General features: G+C 45.8%; 9 protein-coding genes. 8 read left to right on the plus strand and 1 reads right to left on the minus strand.

Annotated elements, in window-relative coordinates; translation table 11 throughout:
• Positions 1–17 precede the first annotated feature (17 nt).
• The 4 genes from codB (at position 18) to NSU15_RS15475 (ending at position 7,454) form a co-directional block, all read left to right on the plus strand.
• Positions 18–1,295, plus strand: a complete 1,278-nt coding sequence (gene codB, locus NSU15_RS15460) for a cytosine permease (protein WP_042127882.1) — start codon at positions 18–20, stop codon at positions 1,293–1,295.
• Entirely contained in the window at positions 1,264–2,532 is a 1,269-nt protein-coding gene (locus NSU15_RS15465; protein ID WP_076121909.1) for a cytosine deaminase, read from the plus strand. The genes codB and NSU15_RS15465 overlap by 32 nt, the downstream gene beginning before the upstream one ends.
• Positions 2,533–2,909: 377 nt before the next feature.
• Positions 2,910–6,206: a chitinase N-terminal domain-containing protein gene (locus NSU15_RS15470; protein ID WP_339286581.1), complete on the plus strand. Its 3,297-nt coding sequence runs from the start codon at positions 2,910–2,912 to the stop codon at positions 6,204–6,206.
• A gap of 264 nt (positions 6,207–6,470) precedes the next feature.
• Positions 6,471–7,454 carry an alpha/beta hydrolase gene (locus tag NSU15_RS15475; protein ID WP_339286583.1) on the plus strand — a complete coding sequence of 328 codons (984 nt, stop codon included), beginning with the start codon at positions 6,471–6,473 and terminating at the stop codon, positions 7,452–7,454.
• Between the two features lie 80 nt (positions 7,455–7,534).
• Here NSU15_RS15475 and NSU15_RS15480 read toward each other — a convergent pair whose 3' ends face one another.
• Positions 7,535–8,143 (minus strand): TetR/AcrR family transcriptional regulator, encoded by a 609-nt coding sequence (locus NSU15_RS15480; protein ID WP_339286585.1) that lies wholly within the window; start codon positions 8,141–8,143, stop codon positions 7,535–7,537.
• Positions 8,144–8,250: 107 nt separating this feature from the next.
• On the opposite strand from NSU15_RS15480, the gene NSU15_RS15485 reads away from it, so the two are divergent.
• The 4 genes from NSU15_RS15485 (at position 8,251) to NSU15_RS15500 (ending at position 13,947) form a co-directional block, all read left to right on the plus strand.
• Positions 8,251–10,098 carry a hypothetical protein gene (locus NSU15_RS15485; RefSeq protein ID WP_339286587.1) on the plus strand — a complete coding sequence of 616 codons (1,848 nt, stop codon included), beginning with the start codon at positions 8,251–8,253 and terminating at the stop codon, positions 10,096–10,098.
• A gap of 55 nt (positions 10,099–10,153) precedes the next feature.
• The gene (locus tag NSU15_RS15490) at positions 10,154–11,005 is read left to right on the plus strand and encodes a GNAT family N-acetyltransferase (RefSeq protein WP_339286588.1); all 852 of its coding nucleotides are present in this window, start codon (positions 10,154–10,156) and stop codon (positions 11,003–11,005) included.
• A gap of 564 nt (positions 11,006–11,569) precedes the next feature.
• Positions 11,570–12,934 carry a cytochrome ubiquinol oxidase subunit I gene (locus NSU15_RS15495; RefSeq protein WP_339286589.1) on the plus strand — a complete coding sequence of 455 codons (1,365 nt, stop codon included), beginning with the start codon at positions 11,570–11,572 and terminating at the stop codon, positions 12,932–12,934.
• Positions 12,931–13,947 carry a cytochrome d ubiquinol oxidase subunit II gene (locus NSU15_RS15500; protein WP_339286590.1) on the plus strand — a complete coding sequence of 339 codons (1,017 nt, stop codon included), beginning with the start codon at positions 12,931–12,933 and terminating at the stop codon, positions 13,945–13,947. Before NSU15_RS15495 ends, NSU15_RS15500 begins: the two co-directional genes overlap by 4 nt.
• Positions 13,948–13,978 lie beyond the last annotated feature (31 nt).

Consider the following 13,978-nt stretch of genomic DNA (forward strand, 5'->3'; position numbering starts at 1 on the left):
TATATGGGGGTATTCTGATGAGTAAACAAGATCAAGAGTTTTCGTGGCAAGCGGTGCCGAAAACGCAGAGAAATCATTTTGGGAAGACGTTTTCCGTCATGTTGGCATTCACTTTCTTTTCCGCAAGCATGCTGGCAGGGGGGACGTTAGGGGTCAGCTTGACATTCATGGAGTTCATTGGAATCGTGCTTGCCGGTAATCTGGCACTCGGCATCTATACGGGAGCACTGGCACATATCGCTGCCAAAACAGGTCTTTCCACGCATTTGCTTGCAAAATATGCGTTCGGTGAAAAAGGATCGTACCTTCCATCTTTCCTGCTTGGCTTCACACAGGTAGGATGGTTCGGTGTCGGTGTAGCCATGTTCGCGGTACCGGTCGCCAGAGCGATGGACTGGAACGTGTACCTTTTGATCTTCGTGTTTGGTCTCGCAATGACGGCATCAGCCATCTTCGGCATGAAGTCACTCGTCATTCTGGGTTATATAGCAGTTCCGGCCATTGCTATTCTTGGTGGTTACTCCGTGTTCGAAGGAGTTAACACGCTGGGTGGTCTGCAAGGGTTGCTCGATTACTCACCAACAGAGTCGCTTACCGCAGCAGCAGCATTGACCATTTGTATCGGGTCATTCATTAGCGGCGGAACGTTGACGCCCGATTTTGCCCGGTTTGCAAGGACGTCCCGGCAGGCGGTTACAGCCACTGTAATTTCGTTCTTTCTTGGGAACTCACTTATGTTCCTATTCGGCGCTGTCGGCGCAATGGCTTACAATCTAGCTGATATCTCGGAGGTCATGTTCTTGCAAGGATTGCTCATTCCTGCAATCATCGTTCTGGGGCTGAACATCTGGACGACCAACGATAATGCACTTTACGCTTCCGGGCTGGGCTTTGCCAATATCACTAAAATATCGAAAAAGTTCTTCGTTATTGTGAACGGCATCGTAGGTACAGTATTTGCCATGTGGATGTACAACAATTTCGTCGGATTCTTGAATGTGCTGGGCGCAGCGATACCATCCATCGGGGCTATCATCATCGCAGACTATTTTATTGTGAAGCGCAGAAACTATAAACCGTTTGCCGACATGACTTTCAAGAATGTAAACTGGATAGCAATGGTGGCATGGGCTATCGGTGTGGCCTTTGCCCAGCTGGCTCCAGGAATAACACCACTCAATGCACTTATCGGAACAGCGGTTGTATACACCGTGTTGATGCTGATCGTTTCTGCGAGAAAATCCAAAGAAAAGGGGAATTTAAATGATTATACAAAACGCAAAATTGCGGGGTAAAGAAGGTTTATGGAATATTGTAGTGAAAGATGGGAAGTTTGAGCTTATCACGCAGTCACTGGAATCAATTGTGAATGAGGAAGTAATTGATGTTAACGGCTCACTTGTGCTGCCACCGTTCATTGAACCTCATATTCACTTGGATACAACGTTAACAGCTGGTGAGCCGGAATGGAATTTGAGCGGAACACTGTTTGAAGGCATTCAGCGTTGGTCAGAACGTAAAGCCTTCCTGACACACGAAGACGTCAAAACTCGCTCCAAAACTGCACTGAAGTGGCAGATCGCACAGGGTATCCAGCATGTAAGAACACATGTAGACGTCACCGATCCAAGCTTGACCGCCGTTAAAGCGATGCTTGAAGTGAAAGAAGAGATGGCAGCATTCATTGACATCCAGCTTGTCGCTTTTCCACAGGAAGGTATTCACTCCTACCCGAATGGCGTAGAATTACTAGAAGAGTCGCTGAAAATGGGCGTTGATGTGGTGGGTGGTATCCCACACTTTGAATTCACAAGAGAATATGGCGTCGATTCGATGAAGGTTGTGTTTGACCTCGCTGAAAAGTACGACCGCCTGATCGACATCCATTGCGACGAAATCGATGACGAGCAATCCCGTTTCTTAGAAGTTGTAGCCAAAGAAGCCTACGAACGCGGGCTTGGCTCTCGCACGACAGCAAGCCACACAACGGCGATGGGTTCATACAATGATGCCTATACGTACAAATTGTTCAGATTACTGAAGATGGCTGACCTAAATTTCGTCTCCAATCCTCTGGTTAACATCCATTTGCAGGGACGCTTTGACACTTATCCGAAAAGAAGAGGATTAACTCGCGTCAAAGAACTGCTGGAAGCCGGACTTAATGTATGCTTCGGTCACGATGATATCTTTGATCCATGGTATCCGCTAGGTACAGGCAACATGCTTCAGGTGCTCCACATGGGCATTCATGCTTCTCAGTTGCTCGGATACGATCAAATCGTAAATTCAATCGATCTTATTACGAAAAATAGCGCAAGAACGTTGAATATCGAGGATATGTATGGCATTGAAGAAGGTAAACCTGCCAACTTCATCGTTCTTGAAGCAGAGAACGAGTATGAGACCGTTCGTAAACAGGCCGGAGTTCTTTATTCGTTCAGAGCTGGGCGTAAAATCGCGGTAACAAAGCCGCGGGACACTTCGATCATTCTTGAGAACGGTTCGGAGAAGATTACATTCAATAAATAATCGAATAAAGTATGTGCTCCATCAAGCAGAGCCTGCTTTTTAGCCAAAAATCCCCTCATGATAGTCAGGAATATATGAGATCACGTGATTGTGAACTCTTCCTGTATACATGGGGGGATTTTTTTGTGATTCTTGTGTTTGACCATTTTTCTATTGTAGGACGTTCCGGACCTAAACTCCAGTATCACTAAGACTTTTTTCATAGCTTATTTCCAAGATTCGACCTTGTTTTCACCCACTGTATAGGCCGAAAGTATAAATTTACAACACTTTACAAAAATCTATGTTTTTCCTAATCCTTATGAGATAGCATATTAGACGAAAGCGGTGGACAATTATGGAAAAATCCACCGATCTATTTCTTAAGGAGGAAGGATATGAAGGAGAAGCATTCAGGTTGGAGAAAGAAGCTGCTAAATAGCATGCTGGTTGCATCTGTTGCCGTACCTCTGCAATTGTTCGTATTCGGAGCCGACTCGGCGATATACGCTGAGGGGCCAAGCGACCCCGCACCATTTATTGAAGCCAAAGTGGTCAACGAGCATTCAGGCCAGAAAATTCTGTTCGACAATACTCACGCGCAGACGGCCGGAGCGGCCGACTGGGTTATCAACGGTGCTTTCTCCGACTTTGGCAATGCACTTGCGCAGGAAGGCTATTATGTCAAGGAACTTCGTAAGACCACTCCCATTACGCTAGGCGATCTTTCCAGCTATGATGTCTTCGTCGTAGCCGAATCTAACATTCCATATAAATCTAGTGAACAGGCAGCCATGTCAGAATATGTGGAGAACGGCGGCAGCATCTTCTTCATCGGCGATCATTACAATGCGGACCGCAATAAGAACCGTTGGGACGGCAGCGAGGCATTCAACGGGTACCGCCGTGGAGCTTGGGATAACCCGGCTAAAGGCATGAGCACCGAAGAGGCTGGATCTGCTGCCATGCAAGGCGTGGTCAGCTCCGATTGGCTGGCGGATGAGTTCGGCGTCCGGTTCCGCTTCAATGCGCTCGGTGACATTAACGCAAACAACATCGTGGCTCCCGAGCAAGCCTTCGGTATTACAGCAGGAGTATCAAGTGTAGCCATGCATGCCGGCTCTACGCTGGCAATCCTCGACCCGACCCGGGCGAAGGGCATCGTCTATCTGCCTAAAACCACCAATGCTTGGGGTAACACAGTGGATCAAGGCGTCTACAATGGCGGTGGCGTAGCAGAAGGGCCTTACGTGGCCGTGGCGAAAAAAGGAGCCGGAAAAGCCGCCTTTATCGGCGACTCCTCCCCGGTCGAGGATGCCACGCCGAAATATTTGCGCGAGGATACCGGTGCCAAGAAAACGACTTACGATGGCTTCAAGGAGGCTGACGATGCTGAGCTCTTGGTGAACACCGTTAACTGGCTCGCCGAACAGGAGAGCTATACAGATTTCACCCAGGTAAGTGGCTTAACGCTGGATCAGCCTACACAGTTGCATCTGTTCGAAGAGCCGGCACTCTCCACCGAACCGCAGCCAGAGCCATGGGCCGCGCCGAATGCCGGTTATAAATGGTATGACCGCACTACCTTCAAGGCAGGTTCTTACGGCGGAGCAGCGGCTACAGCAAGTGCGGTGTACAATTTCACACACCAGACGGTGCTACCTAACGCGCAGGATTTCCAGATTCGTGTCAGCGCAGATAATCTGCCTGCCAATACCAGCGTATCAGGCTTCCAATTAGGCATCTACCAGGTGAGCAGCGGAGCCCAGATCGCCAAGATCCAGAACAGTGACGGCACTTGGCCGAGCAGCTATGGTTACAGCGCCAACTTTAGCCTGACATCAGACCTGAATGGCCATGCCTACAAAGATCTGACCGTGCAGATCAAACCGGGTACCACGGCTGCATCTAACCTGCGCTTGCGCCAGAACGGAACGAACCTGAAGACCGATTCGGTAACGCTCGGTAACGTCCCAGCAGAACCGCTTCCGGACGAAGAAGATCCGATTCCGGCGACCGTTTCCATCGGCGAAGCCCGAACCAAAATAGTCGGATCGTTGGTAACAGTTGAGGGAATCGCAACGACTGAGCCGGGTATTTTCGGCGGGCAAACCTTTTATCTGCAGGATGAGACCGGCGGTCTTTATGTCTACCAGAGCCAAAGTGGCTACCATGCTGGTGATACGATCAAGGTAACAGCGTCCACGGCGCTATACAATTCGGAGCTAGAGTTGACCGAAGTTGTACAGATCGAGAAGACCGGCACTGCGAAGCTGCCCGAGTCCATTGTCGTGGCGGCAGTGAACGATACCAATCAAGGTCAGCTGCTCAAGCTTAACGACGTGAAAGTGACGAATATTATCACCGCAACACCAAGCGGTTCCTTTGAATTTGACGCCGTCGCCAATGACGGGACAAGCAATCACATCCGAGTAGATGTCCGGACGGGGATCGCGAAGGACAGCTTCCCTTATGCGGAAGGACAGAAGCTTAATATTACGGGCGTAGCCGCGATCTTCAAAGACGTATACCAACTCAAGCCTAGAAGTCTCGGAGACTTCAGCGTGGTGGAAGCAGAGGCGGCTCCGGTAACGACGGCGACGTTGTCGGCGAATCCGAACGCGGCGGGCTGGTTGAACCAGCCCGCCGAAGTGACTCTGAAGGCCGACTCCGATACAGCAAAGGTTTATTACTCGTTGAATGGCGCCGCGCAATCTATATACAGCACTCCGTTGGCCGTAAGCAAAGACGGACAGTATACGCTGACTTACCATGCGGTTTCGGACAAGGGGAAGGCGGAAGAAACCAAGTCACTGACCCTTAATATCGACACGGTTTCACCGACAGCGGAGCTGACGGAGTCTGGTCATGCGGTCGGCGATGTGGAGGAGGAAGCCCAGCTCAAGTTTGTATTGATTGCCGAAGATAACCTGTCTGGCGTAACCTCCAAACAGCTTCTGCTGGATGGACAGCCCATTTCCGACGGACAGATGCTGAACGCTGCGGAGCTGGGTGCCGGGCCTCATACTGTAAGCTATGTCGTGATCGATGCCGCAGGCAACACTACCGAAAAGAGCTACAAGTTCCAAATTACTGGCGGAGCTGTACTCGCAACTGACAAGCCTGGTCAGCCGGTGTTGTCCTCGAACAGCGGCTACGGTAATGGACTCAGTGAAGGCAACTTTACCGTCACCATGAACCTCTGGTGGGGTAACAACGCTACTAGCTACAAGCTTTATGAGAATGGCACGTTGATCGATTCCAAGTCACTGAAGGATGTATCACCGTCCGCCCAGACGGCAAGCACAGCGCTTCGCGGTAAGCCGAATGGCACCTATATATACACAGTGGAGCTTAGCAACAAATACGGCACAACCAAGAGCCAGCCGCTCACGGTAACAATCCGCGATGCCGCACCGGGCAAGCCGGTCCTAGCCCATGACAACTGGGACGCAGACGGCTCTTATAAAGTAACGATGAATCTGTGGTGGGGCACTAACGCCACCGAGTACCGCCTTTATGAGAACGGACAGCTGATCGACACGCAAGCGCTAAACGCCAACACGCCTTCGGCGCAGAGTGCTACAACTGATGTCACTGGCCGCGCTTCCGGCATGTATGAATACCGGGCGGAGCTGGTCAATGCAACGGGAGAGACCTTAAGCGATACCATCAAGGTAACCGTCAGCCGTTAATGAGATGAGCGCTTAAATCTTGTACGAAGTATTTCAAGGACTACATATGTAACAACATATGTAGAATCATACGATTAAAAAATAACCTAGGGTGCATGCCTTAGGTTGTTTTAGTTTTGATTTCAATTCATTTAGAGATTGCTTTCATTTTGGCTTGTTCATATTCCGTTCATATTCTCGTCACGGAGAGTACATCTTGGTTGATTACACTTTGAACATGTCGTCAAAGCGGCACTTCAGATACAGGGACAAGGAAGGGAAGAGATGAACGTGGCAAATATGGTGGAAATAAAAACAACGGGGACTAAGAGCCACAAGAAACGAAACCTATGGTTAAAAATAATCGGAGGTATTGTAGGGGCACTCGTGCTGTTCATGGGCATCGTTTTTATCGTTAATATTATCAGCAACGGGGTCGAGAAAAAGAAAATCGAATCGTATGGCCAGTATGTCAATGTGGATGGGAAAAAGATGAATGTGCTCATTCAAGGCAGCGGAGATCAAACCGTTGTGCTCCTTCCGGGACAAGGAACCCCGACACCTGCGCTTGATTTTAAATTACTGATCGATGAAATTCCCCCCAATTATAAAGTTGTGGTGGTCGAGCCTTTCGGTTATGGTTTGAGCGATGAAACCAAGAAAGAAAGAACGACAGAAAATATTGTAAGTGAGGTTCACGAAGCTCTGCAGCAACTGGGTATTAACAGATACATTCTAATGGGACATTCTATAACTGGACTTTACGGAGCATCCTATGTGAACACCTATCGGGATGAAGTTCTTGCTTTTGTCGGCATCGACAGCAGCGTTCCCAATCAACCTGGTATGGATGTCAAATTGCCTATAAAATCGATGCAGTTTCTCAAAAAATCAGGTCTAATGAGAGTGGTCCAAAAAGTGAGCGGAGATCCGTATGAATCGCTTGCATTCGATGAGCATACCAAAGAACAGATGCGTTTGATTTCGAATCAAGTTGCGGTCAATCCAACGTTGATGAATGAATTGAGCCACCTCGGTTCCAATTTCAAAAATGGAGAAAAACTCACAATTCCAAATGACTTGCCTTTGCTTCTCTTTGTTCAATCGAATAATGAGCACAATAAACAGTGGATTCCGCTTCATGAGGAGCAAGTCAAACAATCCGCACAGGGAAAAATGATCCCGATGGAAGGTTCACATTACTTGCATCATACAAAATACAAAGAAATCGCCGAAGCATTCAAAGAATACATGAAGCAGATCCAATAGAATGGTTGATAACTAAACTGCGGAGCCGAACTTGGTTCCGTGGTTTCTTTATTTTGATATTAAAATACGATATTTAAACCTTATTCCTGGGACATTGGAGTTTGGTATACATAGAGACAAATCTTGGTCATCTCATCAATGGATTTTGCAAAGTCGGATTGTATCCATTTGAGGAGAACATTATAGAGAGCTCCCGCTTTAAAGTATATACGATATACATTCTCTTCGCTTTTGTCCTGAGCAGTAGAGAGCATCATTTCATTCAAGCAATCCAGAATCACATGATCAAACTTCGCGCTTTGAAGAGCTTTGTAGATGCTACGCTGCTGAAAAATAACTTCAAAAAGCACTTTGATAAATTTTTGAGGTTCTTTGGCTTTGCCTGTTAATTCATTGGTGTAAGGCAAGAGTTTTTGATTAATTTCAAAAATAAGCGAATCGACCAAATCCACCAGGATCTCTTGCTTGGAGGAATAGTTATTGTAATAAGCCGTTCGAGAGACCCCTGCGCGCTTCACAATATCGGTGATGGTGATTTTGTTAAAAGGCTGTTCCTGGATCAAGTAGACTAATGCCGTGCAGATGGCCTCTCTTGTCAAACGGTTGGTTTCTTTATTGGACTGATGCTGAGAGGTATTTGGACTGTATAATTCATGATTTGAGATGACATTTCTCCTCCGTTTGTACATTCTGGTGTTCGCTTCATTGTTTTTCATGAGTCTTTTCAATATGCTAAAAACATAAGGCATTACAAATGTAATGTCAAAATAGTAGTTAGATGAAATGGGAGGGCGTCATGTTAGAAAACTTATATAGACGATTGTCAGCGGTGCTGCTTTTGACCTTAGCACTCTGTGCTACGGTATTTATTGGCAAAGAGACGGTAATCTCGATAGTTACCATTATCTTTTTATTAGCAGAATTAGGCATCTCTTTTTTGCTTTTAAAAAAGCGTGAGAAGTTACATGTGGTATTCATTAGTGTGGTGGCGGCGGAAGGGTTGTTTTTACTAACAGAGGAATTTTGGCTGCTTGCGCTTTCTATCCTGCTGCTGATCGTAGCGGGCATATGGAGAGGACTGTTTTGGCAAAAGGAGAGTAGAAGAGTCACTGCGTTTCTAGTGGTTCGAAAAGTGTTATTTAGCATCGCAGCTCTTATCGTCACTGTACTTTGGGGTATTGGAATCTATGCAAAACCTATTACAAAGCCTGTGGCATTAGCAACGAATGCGGCAGTGACGATCGATGAACATACATTGGATTCTGCAGCAGTGATGCTGAAGGATATTGAGGTAATGAATTCTTTTGGAAGCCGTACAACCGGCTCTGAGGGTCACAATCAATTCATTGCATGGCTGGAGCAACAGGTAACGGATATGGGGTTGAATGTTTATCGTGATCGTTATACTTTTGACCGATGGGAAGAAAAGAGCAGTTCTTTAATGATTGATCAGCATGAAATTCATGTTTCTTCAGCTTTCCCCTATTCCGGGGAGACTGACGAAAAGGGCGTAACAGGGGAACTGGTGTATACGAAGCGTGGTGAATATGACCAGGCCAGCGGGAAAATTGCTGTCATTGAAATTGAGAATTTTAGAAATTTTCCAAGTGGGATCGTAATGAACATGCGGGATTCATCCCCAATGGAAAGCCAAATTGCCCCAAATGAAGGCGATCTAGTTCTCACTACAGCTTTAAAAGAAGTTAAATTGGAGCAAGCGAAGGAAATGGGCGTAAAAGCAGTTGTTCTAGTCTGGAAAGGGGTATCCGACGATAAGGTTGAAAAGCAATATGTGCCTTTTACCACCGATTATGCTGGAATCCCTGCGATCTGGGTTAATGAAACGGATGGGCAGAAGGTGATCAGCGCAGCGCAGGAGCATAAAGAAGGTACGGTTATTTTAGAAGCAGAAATACAAAAAAATGCTCCAACAGAATCCTTTTATGTAAAAATTAACGGTAAAAATAAAGACGAAGCGATAATCGTAAATACGCATACGGATGGGATAAATGTAGTGGAGGAGAATGGTGCTGTGGGCATGCTGTCCATGATTCGTTACTTGCAGCAGGAGCAGCCGGAACGTACGATGATTTTCGCTTTTGTGACAGGGCATTTTAGATTGCCGGATTTCAAAGGGTCTTCTCAGGCGACTTCCACTTGGATGGAGGGACATCGAGAGCTCTGGGATGGCAAGAAAGACCATTTAACAGCTGTAGCTGGAATTACGGTTGAACATTTAGGCAGCATGGAGTGGAAGGACGATAATACGGGTCACTATAGCTCTACTGGACAAATAAGTACAGAATATACTTATGCGGGCAATGAAATGATGGCAGCCATTTGGCTGAAGGCTATTGAAAAGACCGATGGCACACGTACTGTATTATTGCGCGGACATAACAAGTTTGAGTTTGGAGAGAGTCAGCCTTTATTTGAAGCCGGTATACCTGTAATTGGCTTCATTCCAATGCCCGATTATCTACTAGTGAATAGTGAAAACAGAGAGATGGATAAGTTTGATGAAAAGCTAATGCATACGCAAGTTGTATCGTTACTGAAAGCGGTCAAGCTAGTGGACGCAACGGAGACGACTAAGCTAGGGAAGTCGGACGGGTATTCTTTTTTCTATGGCCGAACTAAATGAAGGAAGTTGACTGCATCATAAGTCGTAAAACTAAAAGTAAAGGAGAGAAAACTACATGTTGATCAAAAATGTTGAGGACCTTGTATTAGAAGAGTTTACAACTTGCTTTAACGAAGCCTTCTCCGATTATGTCATTCCATTTCAAGTTTCTTCGGAGCAATTAGCTGATAAGTTTGCAGGTGCGGGAGTGAATTATCAGTTGTCGTTCGGTGCTTTTGATCAAGATAAGCAGGTTGCATTTGTTATGCATGGCATCGGTGAACATAACGGCAAAAGAACTGCATTTAATACCGGTACAGGAGTCGTTCCTTTATATAGAGGGAGACGGCTAGTCGAACAAATTTATCGTCATGCTATTCCCATTTTTAAAAAACATCATATTCAAAAATGCTTGCTTGAAGTGATCCAAACCAATGATAAAGCTATAAAAGCGTATACCGCCATAGGATTTCAAATTCATAGAGAATTGGTTTGTTTCAAGGGGCATATTGATGTAACCCTTCCGGACGATCTTAGTTTTACTTCCATTGCTTCGGTTCGCCTGGAAGATTTCGATTGGACATCGGTACATTCTTACTGGAATTCGGAACCATCTTGGGAACAATCTGTTCATGCAATTTTACGAAACCCGCATTTATACGATGTGGTCACGATAAGGGAAGAGAATAAGATTTGTGGATACGCGGTAATAAAATCGGCCAACGGAGCAGTTCTGCAGTTCGGTGTTTTGCGAGAAAAAAGAAACCGAGGATTTGGACGTTCCTTATTTCATTGGATCGGAAAGAGATACCCAACCATTACCGTCAATAATGTAGACAAAAGAGATAGAAATTCTATACGTTTCCTTCAAGGAGTTGGTCTCGACATATATATTGAGCAATACGAAATGGAGAAAGATTTGTCATAACGAAGATGATATAGCGATGCCTTTGGTAAGTAATACGATATTTAATTCAAAAACACTGATGATTTGAGTCAGTGTTTTTTATATTGAAAAAGGGGGTATATATTACGGATTAGGATGAGGAAATATCGTTTTTCTTTAACATCGAATTAGGAGGAGACTTGTGACATCACATATACACTAATGAATCAATAGCTCCTTCGGGTGATTTTTGTGTTATTCACTGAGTTGTTAGAAAGATTTGTCCCTTTCTTGAACGTTTAAGGTTTAAGAGCTTTCTGTGATTGAATTACTTGCATTTTAAGATAAGATGTTTTTAATCATTAGGTCACGTTATTAATTTGACTGCTCAGTATCAGGTAAATCAGGCTCGTCAACTCTTGCTTTGTGAAATTTTTCTCTTTTTACATAGCAAAGAACGAGGAAAGTCATACTAAAACGAACAGCCAACGATGTCACTGAGCCCGGCTAAACCTGATATTGAATGCAGCCCAAGAGTAAGCCGGCCTAATCATAAGCATCAACTTATCACGAAAAATGAACAGAGTTTGAAGGGAGCAGTAAAGAATGGCAATTGATACGGTGCTATGGAGCAGGCTGGTGACAGGCTTGACTCTCGGGTTCCACGTTATTTTTGCGACGATTGGCGTCGGTATACCGCTAATGATCGCTATAGCAGAGTTCATCGGGATCCGAAAGAAAGATCCCCATTATACACTTATGGCGAAGAGGTGGTCTCGCGGATTTGTCATTTCTGTAGCGGTTGGTGTCGTGACCGGTACAGCGATTTCACTACAACTGGCACTGGTGTGGCCGAATTTTATGAAACTGGCTGGGAATGTTATCGCTCTTCCGTTATTCATGGAAGTGTTTGCGTTCTTTTTTGAAGCCATCTTCTTGGGCATTTATTTGTATACGTGGGATCGGTTCAAAAATCCGTATATCCATTGGCTGCTGACGATTCCTATTGTCGCCGGGGCAGGCATGTCTGCCGTCTTCATTACGACGGTGAACGGATTCATGAACCAGCCTGGAGGCTTTGTCATGGAAGCAGGCCAATTCACAGCGATTGACCCAGTGCAAGCGATGCTGAATACGGCGACGTTCTCCAAGGTGTTCCATGTATTAAGCTCGGCCTATTTGACAGGAGCTGCCTTGTTAGCCGGTATTGCAGCCTTTGCGATGCTGAGAAAAGGGGTATCCGCATACCACAAAAAATCCTTGAATCTCATGATGGCGGTTGTTTTACTGTTCGGCTTGCTGAACACGTTAGCTGGAGATGTGTCCGCCAAGTTTTTGGCCGAGCATCAGCCGGAGAAGCTTGCAGCGGCAGAGTGGCATTTTGAGACGGGTAGCGGTGTGGATTTGGTTTTAATGGGATGGCTGAATGCAGAGCATGAAGTTCTAGGAGCTCTTCATTTGCCGAAGGTGCTCAGCTTTCTGGCCTTTGGAGACTTTAATGCAGAGGTAACGGGGCTGGAGGAATTCCCCAAGGATGAATGGCCACCGCTTCTCGTTCATTATCTGTTTGATTTAATGGCCGGAATCGGATTTGCTCTGCTCGCGATAGCAGTTCTATATTTCCTGTTTGTGTTCTGGAAAAAGCGCAATGCGCTTAACAAGTGGATGCTTAGCATCATCGCACTGATCGCACCGCTCGCTTTTCTAGCTGTAGAGCTAGGCTGGTTTTATGCAGAGGTTGGGCGACAGCCGTGGATTATCCGTGGATATATGCGTGTAGAGGAGGCTGCCACGACTTCACCGAATGTAAGAATTATATTCTTCGCCTTATTGCTCTTGTACATCGTACTCGGCAGTATGTGTGTAATCGTGTTAAGACGCTTGTTCAACAATAATCCGGCAGAAGTTGAGATGGAGAAATGGATGAAGGAACATCCTAATCAATCTACGGAAAAGGGGGGCACTGAATGATGAGTTACGAAATAATTGGCATCTCGGTGCTCTGGTTGTTCTTGTACGGCTATTTAATTATAGCTTCCATTGATTTCGGTGCAGGATTCTTCGCCTTTTATGCTCGTTTGACTAAGCAGGATCATCTCATTAATCGTCTGATTTCCCGTTATTTATCACCCGTTTGGGAGATCACAAATGTATTTTTTATCTTTTTCTACATTGGCATCGTCGGATTTTTTCCGGACACGGCCTATTATTATGGCTCCGCGCTGCTAGTTCCGGGAAGTATTGCAGTTATTCTTCTTGCGATTCGCGGTTCGTTCTATGCTTTTGAAAATTATGGTTCCAAGAAAAACATAGTCTATCTTTTTTTGTACGGAGCTACAGGCCTGCTTATTCCGGCTTCGTTGTCAGTGGCGCTAACTTTGTCTGAAGGCGGCTTTATTGTGAAGCAGGCTGAGTCAGTTTCTCTGGATTACTGGGCGCTGTTTACCAATCCGTTATCGTGGAGCATCGTTGGACTGGCAATCGTGTCCGTTTTGTTCATAAGCGGCTCATTTCTGACTTTTTACGCATCTCGTGCAGAGGATCATTCCGCGTTGAAGCTGATGCGGAACTACGCCCTGTTTTGGAGCACACCGACGATAATTCTCGCACTGACAGCATTTATCTATTTGGGCCAACACAATGAACGGCATTTTCAAAATATGATGGATTTATGGTGGTTGCTGGCACTTTCCGTTGCTTTCTTCATGATCGCGATGTGGCTGTTATATAACGGACGCCGTTACGGATTAGCTTTCATATGCATCATGTTGCAATTTTTCTGTGCTTTTTTCGCGTATGGGATTGGGCAATACCCTTATATTCTTGATCCGTATATCACGATTCAGAGCAGTGCAACTTCACCAGCAATGGGCTTGGCGTTAGTTGTTGTATTTATCGGCGGTCTATGCCTGTTGATCCCATCCCTTATTCTGGTCTTCAAACTCTTCCTGTTTGATGCGGATTATGTAAAAGGGAAAAAATAAAACTGATTAATCCATTACGGCATGTTTGAGG

This window comes from Paenibacillus sp. FSL E2-0201, assembly GCF_037963325.1.
Classification (GTDB): domain Bacteria; phylum Bacillota; class Bacilli; order Paenibacillales; family Paenibacillaceae; genus Paenibacillus_AQ.

Excerpts from the sequence above, each read along its gene's own strand:
- codB (WP_042127882.1), top strand. The coding sequence starts at position 18 with ATGAGTAAACAAGATCAAGAGTTTTCGTGGCAAGCGGTGCCGAAAACG.
- NSU15_RS15465 (WP_076121909.1), top strand. The coding sequence starts at position 1,264 with ATGATTATACAAAACGCAAAATTGCGGGGTAAAGAAGGTTTATGGAAT.
- NSU15_RS15470 (WP_339286581.1), top strand. The coding sequence starts at position 2,910 with ATGAAGGAGAAGCATTCAGGTTGGAGAAAGAAGCTGCTAAATAGCATG.
- NSU15_RS15475 (WP_339286583.1), top strand. The coding sequence starts at position 6,471 with ATGAACGTGGCAAATATGGTGGAAATAAAAACAACGGGGACTAAGAGC.
- NSU15_RS15480 (WP_339286585.1), bottom strand. The coding sequence starts at position 8,143 with ATGTACAAACGGAGGAGAAATGTCATCTCAAATCATGAATTATACAGT.
- NSU15_RS15485 (WP_339286587.1), top strand. The coding sequence starts at position 8,251 with ATGTTAGAAAACTTATATAGACGATTGTCAGCGGTGCTGCTTTTGACC.
- NSU15_RS15490 (WP_339286588.1), top strand. The coding sequence starts at position 10,154 with ATGTTGATCAAAAATGTTGAGGACCTTGTATTAGAAGAGTTTACAACT.
- NSU15_RS15495 (WP_339286589.1), top strand. The coding sequence starts at position 11,570 with ATGGCAATTGATACGGTGCTATGGAGCAGGCTGGTGACAGGCTTGACT.
- NSU15_RS15500 (WP_339286590.1), top strand. The coding sequence starts at position 12,931 with ATGATGAGTTACGAAATAATTGGCATCTCGGTGCTCTGGTTGTTCTTG.